The 17478-nt window shown below is 51.7% G+C and carries 15 protein-coding genes and 2 riboswitches; of the genes, 14 read left to right on the forward strand and 1 reads right to left on the reverse strand.

Going from position 1 to position 17478, the window contains the following annotated elements:
* The first annotated feature begins 74 nt into the window (after nt 1–74).
* Nucleotides 75–158, forward strand: a riboswitch (cyclic di-GMP riboswitch).
* 40 nt (nt 159–198) lie between these two features.
* A riboswitch (cyclic di-GMP riboswitch) is annotated at nt 199–282 on the forward strand.
* A 12-nt stretch (nt 283–294) separates the two neighbouring features.
* A complete protein-coding gene (locus FPZ45_RS02705) occupies nt 295–1113 on the forward strand; it encodes a transglutaminase-like domain-containing protein (RefSeq protein ID WP_144698095.1) in 819 nt (272 codons plus the stop codon).
* A 60-nt stretch (nt 1114–1173) separates the two neighbouring features.
* On the opposite strand, the gene FPZ45_RS02710 is transcribed toward FPZ45_RS02705, so the two are convergent.
* Nucleotides 1174–1827 carry a class D sortase gene (locus FPZ45_RS02710; protein WP_246120292.1) on the reverse strand — a complete coding sequence of 218 codons (654 nt, stop codon included), beginning with the start codon at nt 1825–1827 and terminating at the stop codon, nt 1174–1176.
* A gap of 307 nt (nt 1828–2134) precedes the next feature.
* Here FPZ45_RS02710 and FPZ45_RS02715 point away from each other — a divergent pair, with 307 nt between their 5' ends.
* From FPZ45_RS02715 to lysA, 13 genes are all read left to right on the forward strand, one after another.
* Nucleotides 2135–3586, forward strand: a complete 1452-nt coding sequence (locus FPZ45_RS02715) for a polysaccharide deacetylase family protein (protein WP_144698099.1) — start codon at nt 2135–2137, stop codon at nt 3584–3586.
* 17 nt (nt 3587–3603) lie between these two features.
* Nucleotides 3604–4920, forward strand: coding sequence for a nucleotide sugar dehydrogenase (locus FPZ45_RS02720; protein WP_144698101.1), 1317 nt, complete (start codon nt 3604–3606; stop codon nt 4918–4920).
* 30 nt (nt 4921–4950) lie between these two features.
* The gene (locus tag FPZ45_RS02725) at nt 4951–6816 is read left to right on the forward strand and encodes a glycosyltransferase family 2 protein (protein ID WP_144698103.1); all 1866 of its coding nucleotides are present in this window, start codon (nt 4951–4953) and stop codon (nt 6814–6816) included.
* A 38-nt stretch (nt 6817–6854) separates the two neighbouring features.
* Complete coding sequence (locus FPZ45_RS02730) at nt 6855–8615, forward strand: polysaccharide deacetylase family protein (protein ID WP_144698105.1); 1761 nt, start codon at nt 6855–6857, stop codon at nt 8613–8615.
* A 26-nt stretch (nt 8616–8641) separates the two neighbouring features.
* A complete protein-coding gene (locus tag FPZ45_RS02735) occupies nt 8642–9745 on the forward strand; it encodes a glycosyl hydrolase family 18 protein (protein WP_144698107.1) in 1104 nt (367 codons plus the stop codon).
* Nucleotides 9746–9952: 207 nt separating this feature from the next.
* Complete coding sequence (locus FPZ45_RS02740; protein ID WP_144698389.1) at nt 9953–11101, forward strand: D-alanyl-D-alanine carboxypeptidase family protein; 1149 nt, start codon at nt 9953–9955, stop codon at nt 11099–11101.
* 163 nt (nt 11102–11264) lie between these two features.
* Nucleotides 11265–11618, forward strand: coding sequence for an anti-sigma F factor antagonist (gene spoIIAA / locus FPZ45_RS02745; RefSeq protein ID WP_144698109.1), 354 nt, complete (start codon nt 11265–11267; stop codon nt 11616–11618).
* Nucleotides 11615–12061, forward strand: a complete 447-nt coding sequence (gene spoIIAB / locus FPZ45_RS02750; protein ID WP_144698111.1) for an anti-sigma F factor — start codon at nt 11615–11617, stop codon at nt 12059–12061. The genes spoIIAA and spoIIAB overlap by 4 nt, the downstream gene beginning before the upstream one ends.
* Before the next feature lie 24 nt (nt 12062–12085).
* The gene (gene sigF, locus FPZ45_RS02755; protein ID WP_144698113.1) at nt 12086–12844 is read left to right on the forward strand and encodes an RNA polymerase sporulation sigma factor SigF; all 759 of its coding nucleotides are present in this window, start codon (nt 12086–12088) and stop codon (nt 12842–12844) included.
* Nucleotides 12845–13187: 343 nt separating this feature from the next.
* Complete coding sequence (locus tag FPZ45_RS02760; protein WP_144698115.1) at nt 13188–13838, forward strand: stage V sporulation protein AA; 651 nt, start codon at nt 13188–13190, stop codon at nt 13836–13838.
* 16 nt (nt 13839–13854) lie between these two features.
* Complete coding sequence (locus FPZ45_RS02765) at nt 13855–14256, forward strand: stage V sporulation protein AB (RefSeq protein ID WP_144698391.1); 402 nt, start codon at nt 13855–13857, stop codon at nt 14254–14256.
* 39 nt (nt 14257–14295) lie between these two features.
* Nucleotides 14296–15900: a spore germination protein gene (locus tag FPZ45_RS02770; RefSeq protein ID WP_144698394.1), complete on the forward strand. Its 1605-nt coding sequence runs from the start codon at nt 14296–14298 to the stop codon at nt 15898–15900.
* A gap of 140 nt (nt 15901–16040) precedes the next feature.
* Entirely contained in the window at nt 16041–17372 is a 1332-nt protein-coding gene (gene lysA, locus FPZ45_RS02775; protein ID WP_144698116.1) for a diaminopimelate decarboxylase, read from the forward strand.
* The last annotated feature ends 106 nt before the right edge of the window (nt 17373–17478 follow it).

The raw sequence follows: 17478 nt of genomic DNA on the forward strand, positions 1-17478 counted from the left end.
ACCTGCCGATTTTCGGCAGGTTATTTTCTTGTATTTATTCGGAGAATAGGGTAGAATTATAGATATTAAGCTAGTCGCGAAAATGGCAAACCTGTCGAAAGGCAGGGACGCAAAGCTATAGGGCCTTCCCTCTCAGAGGATGGTTGCCAGTTGCCGAAGGAACGGGCTTTTTTTGTTCTTTCGGAATGGATAAACGCAGACGACAAACGGCAAACCTGTCGAAAGACAGGGGCGCAAAACTAAAGGGCCTTCCCTCTTCGAGGTTGGCAGCCAGTTGCCGAAAGGGGTTTCTCCATGATCAGCAGAATGATTAGATTACTGTCGTTATCGATCGCTTTGTTTATTGCGATTCCCGCCCTAGCGTTCGCCGATCCGGCTGGGAATGTCCAAGGGTTGGACAAATCCAAGCTTGAAGAAGGAGTCATTGGCGTTAACTATGAGGTCAAGAGCGACGTTCTTACTAGAGTGAAAGTGGCGAAAGGTTCGGCCAGTTATATCTATACGCTCGATGCGAGCGCAAATCAACAAACCGTATGGCTGCCGTTGCAGATGGGAGACGGGTCGTACGAGATCTCGATTCTGGAAAACGTCTCGGGGAACAAATACAAGGTTGCGCTCACAGAGAAAGCGGACATAAGCGTGGCGGACACCGCGAACGTATTTCTGCACCCCGTGCAGAACGTGAACTGGACGAATGCGGTTAAAGCGACTACCAAAGCAAAAGAATTGACAAGTGGACAAAAGACGGACGAGCAGAAAGCCGTCGCCATCTACGATTACATCGTGAACAACATCCGGTATGACAAAGAACTGGCCAAGAAGGTAACATCAGACTATATTCCGGATATTGATAATACGTTCGTTACAGGCAAGGGCATATGCTACGGATATGCGACATTGTACGCGGCCATGCTTCGGAGCGAAGGGATCCCGACGAAACTAGTCATGGGGACGACCAAACTCCTTGACGAATATCATGCATGGAACGAAGTCTTTTTGAACGGCAAATGGGTCGTCGTGGACACGACGATCGACGCGGGACTGATCAAGTCCAGCAAAAAAGGAACGTTCCAAAAGAAAGCAAGCGACTATCAGCCTCAGAAAGTCTATTAAAAAACAGAACTGCCGGACCCTCCATTCAGGGTTCCGGCAGTTTTTATGATCTTCCGATGCTTATTCGATTAGATGCGCTTGAACGATTAACCGATGAGTAGGATTAACAAGCGGGTCGCAGGTAATGAGCGTAAGTATCGATTCGTCTCCTTCGTTCTCCAGTACCGATAAATCCGTAGGCTCGACCCTTTTGATGTTAGATACGTCGTAAACGAATTTATCGTCCGCAGTTTGAATCGCGATGCGATCTCCGACTTCGACCTCGCCCAGTCTATTGAATAACCTTCCTTTGGTTCGAGCGCGGTGGGCTGCGATGGCCGCATTCCCCGGAGCGCCTAGCAGTGCGGTTTCCGTCAAGTGCGTTGCTCCCACGTTCATATTTTGTTTAGTCGCGCCTTCGAGCACCGGCAGCTTTAGATCGATTTTGTCGATCGAGACGATCGCAATCACATTGCCGTCCATCTGCGGCGCCTCAACATCGGAAGGGGCGGATACCGGGGAAGCGCTTGGTTCTTGTGAATGCTCGTCGAAAAGGAAGGCTAAACGGTCATATTCCGAGTGCAAGCGTTCATTCGATAGCCGCTGCTTCGAAAGATCGTCGGCAATATCGTCCAACAAATGTTGTTGTTTCCAGTCATAATAAAATTCTCTCGCCGCCGGGAAGGCGAGCAGCATAATTCCTACAGCGATCAAGATATAGGGTAGTTTTCTCACTTCGTTCCTCCGAAAGCTCTTCATAAATTTACCATGCGGGGTATTTTGCGCAGACCTTCTTCATCCATAAAATAATAAACCATTAAACTGAACAAAAACTAGACATATGAAGGAGGAGATCGGGACGAAAAAACGGGGATTGTACAGAATTTGTTCAGTCTCGGTCGATATAATGATAAATGTTTTCCATTTGATCTAGTTATTTGGTCATGGATCCATTATAATTTATTGGTTCATTCAACCTATGATTATTGATTCAATAGGATCATAATTTGATAGGCGACAGTTCTTGTAGAGGAGTACTTGCATGAAGCGATTAAGGAATGGAACCGGTCAAATTCGCGGCACGATATCGATTGCTTTCTTGGCGGCAATGGCGTTGCTTGCCGGATGCGGTCTGTTTGCCGGGAATGCGAAGCAAGAGGAAGCGAAGCCCGACGAACCGAAAGTTGTTCGCTACGAAGGGCCGATGAGCAAGGAATTTCCTTTCGTCTATACGACCAAAAAAGAGCTTGCCCTGACCTTTAACGGAATGGGAAGCGAGAAAATGATGAGAAATCTGCTGGATACGTTGGATACTTACCAAATCAAGGCCACGTTTTTCGTTCCGGGAATGAGGGTTGCCGAAGAACCCGACATCGCGAAAATGATCGTCGAGAGAGGTCATGAGCTTGAAAACAATACTTTAAATCGGTTGGATATGACCAAGCTCGACTATGAACAAATACACAAAGAGATTCAAATGAGCAACACGATCATCGAGAGAGAAACGGGCGTTGCTCCGCGATATTTAAGAACCCGATCGGGGGATTTTAACGACGACATTAGACTGGCCGCTGCGCAGAACGGAATGGATGCCGTCGTCTCCTACAGTTTGTTTTTGCACAACTGGCAAGGGGAGGACGCGAAAGATAAGTACCTTTATCTTCGAAAATATATCACCAGGGGCGGCATCATTGCGATTGATACGCAGGAAGACGAAGACATCATAGAAGCGGTAAGCCTTCTGGCGAAGGCGTCTATCGATGTCGGGTATCGCTTTATTCCGCTTCATGACTTGGCCCTGCATGGGAGCGAAAGAAAGCCGCTAGAGCAAATTCCCGGATATGACGCTGCCAAGCTCAACCCGGATTATGAGAACGCCAAATATCGCATGTTCGCCAAGAAAGAGACGAGCCGGAAAGAAATCGCTCTGACGTTCGACGATTGGGGGACGGATTATACGGTTACAAAAATATTAGATATATTGGCCGAGAAGCAAGTCAAGGCGACGTTTTTCCTTCGTGCGAACGGGGCCGAAGCGAATCCGAATCTGGCGAGGGCTATCGTGGACGAAGGGCACCAGGCAGCCAACCACTCGTACTCGCATCCGGTCGTGACCACGCTGACGCCGGAGCAGCTGCAGGAGGAAGTGATCAAAGCCCACCAAGTGATCACTTACGCGATTCAGCAGAAACCTGCCATGATATTCCGGCCCCCGACGGGCGAAGTCGACGACAAAACGGCGCGTATTATCGCCGCGACCGGTTATTCGAATATCGCGCTTTACGACGTCACGACATTCGACTGGGATGTAAACAATTCCGCGGATAAGATCGTAAACACGATTATGAATAAAATCGACAGCGGTAGCGTCATTCTGCTGCATATTTTGGATGACATTCACACGGTCGAGGCGCTTCCTGTCGCCATCGATCGGCTGAAATCGGAAGGTTTTACTTTTGTGAAATTGGTGGATATGATGGGGCTTACGGACTAACGTTAGGAGAGGTTTTTATGGGATTATACGAACGAATCGTCGATCGGATGGAGCCGCTTGCGGTCGTCGGGCTAGGCTATGTTGGATTACCGTTGGCGATCGCCTTCTCGAATCGAGCGGAAGTGATCGCATTCGACGTAAATGAGAAAAAAATCGCGGACTACAAAGACGGAATAGACTTGACCGGGGATATCGGAAACGCGGCTGTTAGGAACAGCACGGCGATTTTTACTAGCGATCCGGAACTACTCGGGAGAGCGCGTTTCTTTGTCATTACGGTGCCGACGCCGGTTCGGAGCGGCAACGTTCCGGATCTCCAATACGTCGAGAGCGCCAGCCGAATCGTAGGGAGCAAGCTGACTCACGGGTCGATCGTAGTTTTTGAATCGACGGTTTATCCGGGCGTAACAGAGGAAGTGTGCGTCCCCATATTGGAAGCGGAATCCGGCTTGCGTTGCGGGATCGACTTCAAGGTCGGCTATTCCCCCGAGCGGATCAATCCTGGGGATAAAGTGCGCAAGCTCGAGAATATCGTGAAGATCGTATCCGGCATGGACGGCGAAACGCTTGAAACGGTAGCCAAAATGTATGAACTGATTATCGATGCGGGTGTTTATAGAGCCGAAAGCATTAAAGTGGCCGAGGCAGCAAAAGTCATCGAGAACGCACAACGCGACATCAACATCGCCTTTATGAACGAGCTGTCGATGCTGTTTCATCAAATGGATATTCCGACAAAGGCGGTTCTGGAAGCCGCCGCCACGAAGTGGAATTTCCTGCCCTTTAAACCGGGGCTTGTCGGAGGGCACTGCATCGGCATCGATCCTTACTATTTGACGTATAAGGCGGAAGATACCGGCTATCATTCCCGAATCATTCTTGCCGGACGCCATATTAACGACGGCATGGGCAAATATATTGCCCAAAGCATCGTTAAACTGCTCGTCAAATTAAAAGTCGATATCTCGCGCGCCAAGATCGGAATACTCGGCCTTGCCTACAAAGAAGAATGTTCGGACATCCGAAACACTAAAGTCATCGATATCGTTGAAGAATTCAAAGAATATGCCGTAGTTCCAGAGGTAAGCGATCCGTGGGTTGATCGGCATCAAGTGTACGAAGAATATGGCATCGAATTGACCGACATCGACAATATGCGCGACTTAAACGTCGTCGTCGTTGCCGTGCCTCACCGTTGCTTCGCAACGATGGACGTTCGCGAATTCGAGAAGATGTACGAAACGGGTGGCGGAACGAAAATTTTGATCGATATTAAAGGTGTTTACGATAAAAGGGATTTTGAAAGCAGCGGCTTTCATTATTGGAGTCTTTGAAGATCTGATTCTCGGATTGGAGACAGTGAAGTGTTTAAAAAGAAGAAAAAGCGGATAGAAGAAGTGTTGACCGTTCGGAAAGAGGACAGACGCAGATTGTCCAACGTTCCGGATCCTGAAAACATTCGCGTGATGCACGATCGCAGGGGGACGAAGACCGATTCCGCGGGAAATGGGAATCCAGCAACGGATGAGCTGGAGAAGCTTCGGTTGCTTAGTCTTCGCTACGTTGCCGAATTCGAAGTAACGGTCGTTCCGTCCAGAAAGGGCGAAAAACAATACGTCAAGGGACGGTCCGTGGATATTTCTTCAACGGGTATCCTCGTATCTTTCGAATCTTCAAGCGCAGATTTCAAGGTCGGAGGAACTGCGAAGCTGCGTTTTCGGATTCCACCCGGCGCGATGCCCGAAGGCTTCGAACTCGGCGTAAGTACGCAAGCGACTGCCATCCGCGTATTTACCCGCGAGCAAGACGGAGTCGAGCAAACAATGGTCGCTTTTGAGTTCGTCAAGCCCCTTACGGAGTACTTTCAGAGGAAGCGTTGGGGCTACTCCGTTTATATGGCCAGCGGACTCTTATTCGTTGCGACGGTATTCGTTATGCTCATGCGGGCGGAAAGCGTAATTTACTTCAAATACAATGTCTGGCTCTATTTATACAGCATGATCGCAGCCGCGTTTCTGTTGTCTCGTTATTTGTTCGGAGCATTTTACAGGGACGTCCCGGTGTCGCCGGACTATACGCCCGGCGTATCGATTATTATTCCGTGCTTTAACGAGGAGGAATGGATTCACCGCACGATACTAAGCTGCGTCAATCAAGATTACCCTCCGGACAAGCTGGAAGTCATCGTCGTCGACGATCGTTCGACGGATCGTTCCGTGGAACGCATTCGTGAAGTCATCGAAATGATTCAGAGCGAATCCGAAAGATTCGGCACAAAAGAAAGAGTGAAAATGCACGTTCTTCCACAGAACGGCGGCAAGCGCGTCGCACTGGTCGAAGGGGTGAAGATGGCGAAGCATGATCTGGTCGTCTTCGTCGATTCGGATAGCTTTCTTGAACCGAATGTGATCCGGCATCTTGTTCAGCCGTTCCAGGACCCAAAGATGGGTGGCGTCGCAGGTCGCACGGACGTGGAAAACAAGTTCACCAATTCCATTACCAAGCTTCAGACGGTTCGCTATTACATCGCATTTCGCATTATGAAAGCAGCCGAATCCTGGTTCGACAGCGTCACATGCTTGTCCGGCCCATTGTCCTGCTATCGCAAAGAGCTAGTTCTAAAGCATTCAGACGCATGGTTGACGCAGAAATTCCTCGGGCAGCCGGCAACGTTCGGCGATGATCGAAGCATGACTAACTTTATATTGCGAACTCACCGCACGGCCTATCAGGATAAGGCGATATGCTCCACGATCGTGCCCTCGGATATGGGAGTATTCCTTAAACAGCAGATGCGCTGGAAACGCTCTTGGCTGCGGGAATCATTGCGGGCGAGTACGTTCATGTGGCGGAAGGAGCCTTTCATGGCGCTTTTCTTCCTTATCGGACTTGTCGTGCCGATCGCTGCACCCGTCATCGTCGTTTATAACTTGATCTACGTGCCGATATTCCATCATGTTTTTCCGGGGACGTTCCTGGTGGGGTTGCTCATGATGGCGATGTTGATGAGCTTGGCACATCTGTTTTTCCGCAAGAGCAGGTTGTGGCTATTCGGACTCGTCTTCTGCGTTTTCTACGAGTTCGTGCTGCTCTGGCAAATGCCCGTGGCATGGGTGACTTTCTGGAAGTCGACCTGGGGAACGAGAGATACCCCGCAAGATATCGAAGCCAGAAACAAAAAAGCCGCGCGAAAGCAAAAAAACAAAAAGGAAACCGAAATGCCGCTATAGCAGCGGTTGAAAGGTTTCCGTAGTAAGGAGAGGCAGGAATGGGAGAACGGAGTCCCGCCCTTAACTACCGCAAAAAAAATCGGTTCAAGGCCGTAAAAACGACGATACAGCTCGCGATACTGGTCTTCATTGGCATCGTCTTATTTCAAACGCTTGTAAACGTCGAGAAGTACGCTGAACCGGACAAGTCGAAGTGGACGAACGATAAAGGGTTTATTGCCTTGTCGTATTTCGGCGTCAGCCGTTCGGGAACGCCGAAGCTGATCGCTAAAGCACAATTGAACAAACAGCTTAAGGTACTCAAAGAAATGGGATACGTCACGATCTCGCAGCAGGACATTTTGGATTATTACGAAAAAGGGAAGAAGCTGCCGGATAAAGCGCTGTTTTTGGCCTTCGAGGACGGACGTAACGACTCGGAGCTGTTCGCTCAGCCGCTTCTCGAGAAATATAATTTTAAGGCGACGTTTCTTTCTTACGCGAATAAAATGGGCAACGGCGACGGTAAGTTTTTGCAGCCGGGCGATATGAAAAAAATGATGAAAAACGGTTACTGGGAACTTGGCAGCAACGGTTATCGTTTGACTTACATCAATATTTTCGACAGCGAAGGCCGTTTTGTCGGCTTGAAAGACGAGAACGAATTGCGAAACAAAATGAAAATCGATTATTACAACCATTATCTAATGGACTTTCTCCGGGACAAGGACATGATTCCGTCGGAAGACCGTCCGCAAATGGAGAAAAGAATTACGGACGATTACGTGCTGATGGAGCAGATTTATACGGACAAGCTTGGATTCGTTCCGAACACGTATATGATCATGCACGCCAATGCGCTCGGTTCGGACATGAACCGACTGGTGACCGACGTGAATGACGCCAATATCCGCCGGGTATTCAAAATGCATTTTAATCGCGAGGGAGATGCCCTTAACGGCAAGGAGCACGACGTCTACGATCTGTCCCGCGTGCAGCCGGCCCCTTACTGGTATACGAATCACCTGCTCATGAAAATCAAGGAGGATACCGGGAAAGAAGCGTTATTCCTGACCGGCGAAAAGAAGCGAGCCGCTGATTGGGAAACGGCGCGGGGAGCAGCGGAATTCATCGGCAACCGGATCGCGCTCACTTCCGAACCTTCCGGTACGGGTATGCTGGTCTTGAAAAAAAGCGACGATTACCGCGATGTGAAAGTGATCGCCGACTTGGCCGGGAACGTTGTAGGCAGGCAGACGATCTATGCGAGATATGACCGCGGCAAGGATTCTTTTGTCCGGATCTCTTTGGATAACAATGTGCTGTCCGTAGAGCAGAAAAAAGCCGGACAACCCGTCGAAAAGTTGGTAGTATCGATATTGGACGATATCGATTGGAAAGAAACCGACCTGGCTTTGAATAAAGCAACGATCTATACGCAAGCGCAAACGTCGAAAATCGACTTGACCGAAGAAAGCCAGTACCCGGTGAACATCGCGGATACGCGGAAACTCGACATCGTACTGCAAGGAACGAAGCTCCACGTCGCGATCGATGGAGGATCTTTTGAGATCGCCCGCGACATTGATGCATCAATCGATTCGGGGGCAGTCGCCATCGAGTCGGCTTGGAACGCGCAGAACAAAAGGGACAATATTTACGACGGCGTATTCGACGACTTGAAGATCAGCGCTCTTAAAGGGAACGGAAAAGCTGGGGACGTTCTTTACAGCAACAGGCTTACCGGGTTTCAGAAGCTGTACAACGAAGCGATGCGCTCGTTCGACGCAACGGTGGACTGGATGATCGAGACGTTCTAATAGTTGGAAATGAAGGAGTGCGGCGAATGAACGGCCTCAAGGCATATAACGGCCGCAAGCGCCTGTTCGGACTTGCGGCGGCTGGCGCAATCGCCGTCGCCGCGACCACGCTTTACTTGTGCCGACAGGATGTCTTCGGCGCAGCCGTAAAACCGCAAATCACGGAGCATAAAACCGAAAGGTCGGCCTGGATTGCCGATTGGCGCTGGGAAGCCGGGGTAGCAGATCTGGAAGCCGTTGCCGGCGGGCTGACGAGCCTGCAGATGTTCGCGGCGTATTTCGATCCGTCCGACCGCTTGCTGATCACGGAAGATTTTCGCGATGCACTGCCCCAGATTAGAGAGATCGCCGTACGGAAGGAATTAAAAGAACTGTACCTGACTCTAGTCAACGATATCGTATTTCCGGATGAAACCGCATCCCAGAAGGATCCCGGGCTGGTGTCGAGACTGGTTGCCGATTGGTCTAGCCGGAAGCGGCATATTGACGAGATCGTCGATATCGTGGATACGATCGGACTCTCAGGCGTCGAGCTTGATTATGAACGGGTCGCGGAAAACGACTGGCCCCATTTCGTTCAGCTGATACGCGAGCTTCAAGCCCGCTTGAACACGAAAGGCAAATCGCTGAGAGTCGTGTTCGAGCCACGCGCACCTATCGAGAAGTTGGATCTGCCGGAAGGACCTACGTACGTGATGATGGCGTATAATCTGTACGGCGGACATAGCGGCCCCGGACCTAAAGCGGACGACGCTTTTATCGCCAAACACGCCGCGCGGATGAAGAAGCTCCCCGGTTCCCCGTATATCGCCCTTGCGACGGGCGGTTTCGACTGGCAACTGGAGACAGGCAAAGCCGTCGGAATTACGGAAGGGCAAGCGGCGAAGCTTGCCGAACGCAGCTCCTCCGCCCCGCTGAGAGACGGTTCAAGCGGAGGGCTGCGGTTCGATTATAAGGATTCGAATCAAGCGAAGCATACGGTATGGTACGCGGACGGGACGACCTTAGCGCAATGGATTAATGCGGCCAAGAACGCGGGAATATATAACATCGCAATATGGAAGTTGGACGAGCTGAGTCCCGAATCTTTGAATCAGCTTAGAAGCTCGTCTTCCCATTACGTCGAATAGAAGATGTATGACTCAGGCGCGCCGGTAACGGCGCGTTTTTTTTGTATAACGAATCGGAAAGCGATTGGAATATATTTCTTTCCGCAGGACAAACTAGAATAAAGAAATACTTCGGCCGTTTTACGGCCTCAGGAGGGGGAGCCACTTTTGGCCTGCAACGAGACATATGGATCGAGAAGTCGCGCGAAGTATAGATTGATTGCTTGGATGCTGACGCTCGTTTTAGCAATGCCGCCCGTTGTTTTAGCGAAAGAACCTGCGGCAAATAAGCCGACGGCTAATTTAGCTTCCAACGCGAAATCCGCGATTCTGATAGATGCGGACAGCGGCACCGTCATATTCGAGAAAAACAGCACGGCGGCTCTGCCCCCGGCGAGCATCACGAAGATCATGACGATGCTGCTCGTCATGGAAGCGATCGACGAAGGCCGCCTGAAATTATCGGACACGGTCCGGGCTAGCGAATACGCGGCTTCTATGGGCGGTTCGCAGATTTTCCTAGAGCCGGGAGAGGAAATGTCGGTAGAGGATATGCTGAAGGGAGTCGCCTTGGCATCTGGCAATGACGCATCGGTCGCGCTGGCGGAGAAGCTTGGCGGCAGTGAACAGCAGTTCGTCGCGATGATGAACGAGAAAGCGGCCCAATTAGGAATGAAGAACACGAAATTCGCCAATTGCAACGGTCTTCCCGCCGAAGGCCATGTTTCGTCGGCCCGAGATATCGCCCTCATGTCCCGGGAACTGCTGAAATACGAAGGAATTACGAAGTATACGGGGCTATATCAAGATTACTTACGCAAGGGTAGCCCGAAACCGTTCTGGCTAGTCAATACGAACAAGCTTGTTCGATTCTACAGCGGTGCCGACGGTCTGAAAACCGGATTTACGAGCGAAGCGAAATTCTGCCTGTCAGCTACGGCTCGCAGAGAAAATATGCGCTTGATCGCGGTCGTCATGGGCGAGCCGAATACGAAAACCCGCAACGCCGAAGTATCGCATTTGTTCGATTATGCGTTCGCGCAGTACACGAACGTGCCGATCTATAAGAAAGGCGATCCGATCGGCACACTAACCGTAGAGAAAGGTAAAATCGATCGTATCCCGCTCACGGCCAAACACTCTTACAGCGTGCTGCTCAAGAAAGGCGATGGAGGGCAAGACATTCGCCACGAACTCGTGTTGAAAAACAGCTTGAAAGCGCCCATTGAGATCGGACAGCAGGTCGGCAAGCTGGTCGTCTACCGCGGGAACGATGTCATCAGCGAATTTCCGGTGGAATCGCCCCTGGCGGTAAAACGCGCCGGGTGGTGGACACTGCTTCGCAGGACGACCGGCCATCTCTTTTTCTCCGATTAATGCGTATGCGTAAGGCGGCAAGACGGTTTACGTCTCCGCCTTCTTTGCCTGAAAATGTCGAATCGGGCAACGTAGCTTCTAGTTTTGTCGCCGGGCAGGAATGGGAGAGCCGTCCGTAGAAATGGTGACAAGGCAAACAGGATATGGGGAAGGGGAAGTATACATGAGCTTGCAGGTTGAGCTGGAGCATCAGCGCAACGTATTGATCGTTCGTTTGCGAGGGGAATTGGACCATCATACGGCGGATATCGTTCGATTCAAGATGGAGGATGCGATTCTAAGAGGCAGGTGCGACCACATCGTGTTAAGCCTCAGAGATTTGCAATTCATGGACAGCTCGGGGCTGGGGGTCGTTCTCGGAAGGTATAAGCTGATCAAGAGTCGAGGCGGCAAAATGGTCGTGTGCGATACGCAGCCCGGCGTTAAGCGGTTGTTCGAGCTGTCGGGGCTGTTCAAGATTTTACCGTTCTACGACACCGAACGTTCGGCGCTAGCCAGTCTGGAGGTCGTCTCATGAACGAACGCAACCACATGCAGCTATCTTTCGCCAGTCGGTCCGAGAACGAAGCTTTCGCCAGAGTCGCCGTTGCCGCGTTCGTCTCCCAACTGGATCCGACATTGGAACAGTTGGACGAGATCAAGACCGTCGTCTCGGAAGCGGTGACCAACGCCATCATTCACGGCTACGAAGGCAGTGTCGACGGCATCGTTACCGTTGAGGCCGAGATCGAAGGCGACATATTCTCCGTAACCGTCCGCGACGAGGGCAAAGGAATCGAAGATCTGGAACTAGCCCGTCAACCGCTCTTTACCTCTCGTCCTGAACTTGAACGTTCGGGAATGGGGTTCACGATCATGGAAAATTTCATGGACGAATTCGACGTCGTCAGTTCTTTAACCGGGGGCACATCGCTAAGAATGAAAAAACGGATTGAATCGAAAAAAGCGTTGTTTAACTAAAACCGCGCGGTAGGGGTTGGAGGCATGGAAGCGGAATGGAAACGATCGTCTCCGCCGGCTTATTTGGATGACAGCGAGGTCAAACGTCTAATTGCGCTCAGTCAATCCGGAGATTCGACCGCGCGGGATACGCTCGTAAATAGCAATATTCGATTAGTATGGTCGGTCGTACAGAGATTCTCCAACCGCGGTTACGACAGCGACGACCTGTTTCAAATCGGCTGCATCGGTCTGCTCAAGTCGGTGGACAAGTTCGATCTTTCTTACGACGTGAAGTTCTCAACTTACGCGGTGCCGATGATCATCGGCGAAATCCAGCGCTTCTTGCGCGACGATGGAACTCTGAAGGTCAGCCGTTCCTTGAAAGAAATGGCGAACCGGGTCCGCAAAGTCAAGGACGAGCTGTCGAAGAGGCTCGGCCGAGCGCCGACCATCGGGGAAGTCGCCGAGGAAATCGGCGTGACTCCGGAAGAAATCGTATTCGCCCAAGAGGCGAATAAACCTCCGTCTTCGATCCACGAGACCGTGTTCGAGAACGACGGCGATCCGATTACGCTGATGGACCAGATCGCCGACGATTCGCAAGAGCGCTGGTTCGATAAGCTTGCGCTGACGGAAGCGATCCAAGGTCTGAGCGAGCGGGAGAGGCTGATTATCTATCTTCGTTATTTCCGCGATCAAACTCAATCCGAGGTCGCCGGCAGGCTCGGTATCTCGCAAGTCCAAGTGAGCCGGCTCGAGAAAAAAATACTGCAAAACATTAAAGACCAGATCGCGCAATAGCAGGCGAGAGAGTATACGTACAAGCCGAACGTCGGAAAGCAAATTCCGACGTTCGGCTTGTTTTTATCTACAGTATAGAATTTATAAGTTTCCGGGGATGAAGCAGGTCTTCATCCTTTTCGTTTTTTGGTTCATGGGGCGATTAGTGATGAAAAACATCGTACTTCCGCCTCGCGGTGGGCTGATGGGGAGCAAGTACGATGAAAAACATCGCTAAAAGGAGCGAACTCACTCATAAGGACCGTCAGGGAACGAACTTATCCCTGACGGTTTTCTTATTTTCCGGTTACAATGCCGGTTTCTTCCCCATACTAAGCGAAATGCCGCCGGGGAGGGAGAGTCGATGGAGCGTACGAGAGAGGAGTCCAAAGTCGTCTACGTTCGGATGCGCCGTAGAGCCGTCGTGCGTCCCCGCTCGACCGTCTCCTTAGGAGACGTCGCCAGACTGGTTGCGGAGGAAGATTTACAGGAACGTCTGAAGAAGCTGCCGTTACATCGGATATCCGAGAAAGACGGCAACTTGCTCTTGATCGATATGCTGCAGGTGGTCAAAGCGATCCGGGAATCGGAGCCTGGCATGGTCATTGAAACGTTCGGGGAACCCCATGTGCTGCTAGAGATCTCTCCGGCGGGCGAAGTGAAACCGCGGAAAATCATGCTCATACTGGCTTGGCTGCTGCTTTTTTTCGGCTCGGGCATGGCGATGATGAACTTCCACGCGGATGTGAACATGCCCGCGGTGCAGCGTCGGATTACGGAACTGGTCACCGGAAACGCGGAATCGCATCCTTGGCTGTTCCAGATTCCGTATTCACTGGGCATCGGTATGGGCATGCTGCTATTCTTCAATAGGCTTCTGCGCAAACGCATGAACGATGAGCCAAACCCGTTGGAGGTGGAGATGTTCATGTACCAGGAGAACGTGAATCACTACGTGATCACGGAAGAGTATCGCAAAAAGCACGAGAACGAGGCGGGAGAAGACGGTGTTTGAGGCTTTGCGGGGGGCAATGTTGGGAGTCGTAGGTCTGGCCGGAGGGTTCGCGGTAGGGAGCGCCTTCGTCGCCCTGCTGATCGTTCTGGATCTGATTCCTCGGCTCGTTCAATTGACAAGAGCGTATCGTCGTTCCGCCGTATTCGAATCCGGCATATTATTCGGCGTTATGTGTTGGAGCAGCGCGGATCTGTTCGGATGGTCTTTTCGGCTGCCTGCCGCGGTGTTGCTGCTTCCTTCCGTTTTTCAGGGATTGTTCGTCGGGATGTTCGCGGCCGCGCTCACGGAAGTGCTTAACGTTATTCCGATCGTAACCAAAAGACTCAGGCTGATGCCTTATTTGTTGTCGCTGTTGATGGCTATGGTGTTGGGGAAGGTGACGGGATCCCTTGTAGACTGGCTGTGGCTGCACCCATAAGGAGCGTGAACGCAATTGGAAACGACTGAACATGGCAGCATGGATCTAGGACATTCGGCTCCGCCGGGATGGCCGTCCGATGAGCGTAATAGCCGCGATAATGGTTCGGAGGATAATCGCGACTCCGGCAGCCGGGAACGGCAGAAAGAGTCGATGCCTTCGGCGTCCGAGCAAGCGAGAAAATCGCAGCAACGAATACCGGACAATATCGAAGATTGGAAAAAAATGCTGGAAGCCTCCATCGGACTCGACAAAAGCTTCGAGGTTCAAATCCGCGAAATGAATTTCGGAGGCCGGCGCGTCGGGATGTTATTTCTCAGCGTATTCGCCAAAGATACCGCATTGACGGAAATCATCAAGAGATTGTCTTATTTGGATCCCGAATCCCGAATGGATCACGACGCGCTTCAGGCATTTCTCGAATGTTATGTTCCGGCGATCCAGATCAAAAAAACCGTTTCGTTCCCGCAAATGATCGATGAAGTACTGATCGGGAATACCGCTTTCTACGTTGACGGGGAACCGGCGGCATTGATGATAGACGCCAAAATGTTCCCCGCGCGAAATCCGGAGCAGCCGTCTTTAGAGAAAGTCGTTCGCGGCAGCCAAGACGGTTTTACGGAAACGCTGCTCGTAAACGTGGCGCTTGTTCGAAGAAGGCTCCGGGATCCCAATCTGCGCTTCGAAATCTTAAAGGTGGGCCGGCGCACGCAGACGGACGTCTGCATCGGATATATCGACGACGTCGCGAACGTAGAGCTGGTCGAATCGATACGCGACAAGATCAGGGCCATCGACATCGACGGCTTGCCGCTTGCCGACAAACAGCTCGAAGAAATGACGGTGGGCAGCAGATGGAGTCCTTTTCCGCTCGTTCGCTACACGGAGCGGCCCGACGTCGTCTCCGCGCAGCTTCTCGACGGGAGCGTAACCGTGATCGTGGACACTTCGCCCAGCGCAATTTTGCTGCCGACGACGTATTTTGATCTTGTGCAGCATGCCGAGGAGAACCGGCAAAATCCGTTCATGGGCACTTACATGAGATGGGTGAGGTATCTCGGAATACTGGTCTCGCTGTTCCTGATGCCGCTATGGTACTTATTCAATGAAAAACAAGCGCTACGTCCGGATTGGTTATGGTTCGTGGGGGTGGACAAAGTCGGCGATATTCCGCTGATCGTCCAGTTCCTGATCGCGGAAGTCGGCGTCGACTTGCTGCGGCTTGCCGCCGTGCATACGCCCGCTCCGCTCGTAACGGCTATGACGCTGCTGTCGGCGATTCTGATCGGGGACATCGCGGTGAAGACGGGCTTATTCATCAACGAGGTGATTCTGTATATGGCCGTCTCAGCGATCGGAATGTTCGCGACCCCGAGCTACGAGCTGGGATTGGCCAATCGGATTATCAGGCTGGGGCTGCTGCTCGTCGTTTACTTTTTCCATGAGATCGGGTTTGTCGTGGCGTCGACGCTCGTCTTCCTGTTCCTGGCGTTCGAAAGATCCTTTAATGCTCCGTATTTATGGCCGTTCTTGCCTTTTAACGCCGCTGCTTTCGGCAATATTATTTTTAGGCTGCCGCTGTCAGCGAACAAGAAGCGGTTGTCGATCTACCGGACGAAAAAAACGCGCAAGCAACCTGTGTAATGATAATATGCAAATGTTGCGGCAAATCCTCCATTTCCCCGCAGGTTATTTTCCGCTATACTGAGTTGTAAAGTACAAACACCGGAATGGAATCGACATGGGACCGATACCGGAAAATTCGCCAAAGGGGAATAAAGGATATGTTCTTGCATGGAACGAGCAAAATAAATAGCAAAGGTCATCTGGAAATCGGTGGCTGCGACGTTACGGGTCTAGCGAAGGAGTTCGGAACGCCTCTGTACATTGTAGACGAGTCCCTCGTTCGTCAACGGGCGCGCGAGTTCATGGATGCGTTCCGCGCGACGGGATTGCGCCATCAAGTCGCTTATGCCTCCAAGGCATTCTGCGTAATGGCGATGTGCCGTCTCGTAGAAGAGGAAGGCATGAGCCTTGACGTCGTCTCCGACGGAGAGCTATATACGGCGCTGCAAGCGGGTTTCCCAGCCGAGCGCATTCACTTCCACGGCAACAACAAGACGCCGGAAGAAATCGAGATGGCGCTAGAAGCGGGAATCGGCTGTTTCGTCGTCGATAATTTTAACGAGCTTCATCTGTTAAACGCGCTTGCCGCGGATCATGGCAAACGCGTTAACATTTTGCTTCGCATTACGCCGGGCGTTGAAGCTCACACGCATGATTATATTTCCACCGGACAGCAGGACTCGAAGTTCGGTTTCGATCTTGGCAACGGAACGGCTTTCCAGGCAATCGAAACCGCGCTCGGTCTGCCTAACCTGAAAGTGCTCGGCGTTCACTCCCACATCGGTTCGCAGATTTTCGAAGTGGAAGGCTTCCGTATGGCGGTGGAGAAAGTATCCGGCTTCGCCGTGGACATTCGCGATAAGCTGAACTACACGTTCACCGTTCTTAACCTTGGCGGAGGGTTCGGCATCCGGTATGTGGAAGGCGATCAACCGCTGCCGGTAGGCGTTTACGTACAAGCGATTGCCGACGCCGTCCGTTCGACTTGCGAGAACGCGAACTTCCCATTGCCGGAAATCTGGATCGAGCCGGGTCGCAGCATCGTGGGCGACGCTGGAACGACTTTGTATACGGTAGGGACAAGCAAAGATATTCCGGGCGTTCGCAAATACATCGCCGTAGACGGCGGAATGACGGATAACCCGCGTCCGGCGCTTTACGAATCCAAGTACGAGGCCGTGCTTGCGAATCGCGCCAACGATCGCCCGGATGATCTGGTTTCGGTAGCGGGCAAATGCTGCGAGAGCGGCGATATGCTCATCTGGGATCTGAACCTGCCGGCCGTTCAATCCGGAGATCTCCTCGCGGTATTCTGCACGGGAGCTTACAATTACGCGATGGCGAGCAACTATAACCGGATTCGCCGTCCGGCGGTCGTATTCGTGAAGGACGGTCAAGCGGATTTGGTCGTCGCCCGCGAAACCTACGACAACATTATCGGCAACGATTTGATCCCGCAGCGTCTGCGGAAACAAGCGGTAGCCAAATAACATGATCGTTCATCCGCGTCCCAATATAGGGCGCGGATTTTTTGTCGTTTCATGGAGGGAAAACGATCCAGAAGAGCGAATTATTAGATGACAATTTCTGGTTGGA

Origin of the sequence: Cohnella terricola (genome assembly GCF_007786475.1) — a bacterium.
Classification (GTDB): Bacteria; Bacillota; Bacilli; order Paenibacillales; family Paenibacillaceae; genus Cohnella; species Cohnella terricola.

Coding starts and splice junctions, on each gene's coding strand:
- FPZ45_RS02705 (WP_144698095.1), top strand. CDS start 295: ATGATCAGCAGAATGATTAGATTACTGTCGTTATCGATCGCTTTGTTT.
- FPZ45_RS02715 (WP_144698099.1), top strand. CDS start 2,135: ATGAAGCGATTAAGGAATGGAACCGGTCAAATTCGCGGCACGATATCG.
- FPZ45_RS02720 (WP_144698101.1), top strand. CDS start 3,604: ATGGGATTATACGAACGAATCGTCGATCGGATGGAGCCGCTTGCGGTC.
- FPZ45_RS02730 (WP_144698105.1), top strand. CDS start 6,855: ATGGGAGAACGGAGTCCCGCCCTTAACTACCGCAAAAAAAATCGGTTC.
- FPZ45_RS02735 (WP_144698107.1), top strand. CDS start 8,642: ATGAACGGCCTCAAGGCATATAACGGCCGCAAGCGCCTGTTCGGACTT.
- FPZ45_RS02740 (WP_144698389.1), top strand. CDS start 9,953: ATGCTGACGCTCGTTTTAGCAATGCCGCCCGTTGTTTTAGCGAAAGAA.
- spoIIAA (WP_144698109.1), top strand. CDS start 11,265: ATGAGCTTGCAGGTTGAGCTGGAGCATCAGCGCAACGTATTGATCGTT.
- spoIIAB (WP_144698111.1), top strand. CDS start 11,615: ATGAACGAACGCAACCACATGCAGCTATCTTTCGCCAGTCGGTCCGAG.
- sigF (WP_144698113.1), top strand. CDS start 12,086: ATGGAAGCGGAATGGAAACGATCGTCTCCGCCGGCTTATTTGGATGAC.
- FPZ45_RS02760 (WP_144698115.1), top strand. CDS start 13,188: ATGGAGCGTACGAGAGAGGAGTCCAAAGTCGTCTACGTTCGGATGCGC.
- FPZ45_RS02765 (WP_144698391.1), top strand. CDS start 13,855: ATGTTGGGAGTCGTAGGTCTGGCCGGAGGGTTCGCGGTAGGGAGCGCC.
- FPZ45_RS02770 (WP_144698394.1), top strand. CDS start 14,296: ATGGATCTAGGACATTCGGCTCCGCCGGGATGGCCGTCCGATGAGCGT.
- lysA (WP_144698116.1), top strand. CDS start 16,041: ATGTTCTTGCATGGAACGAGCAAAATAAATAGCAAAGGTCATCTGGAA.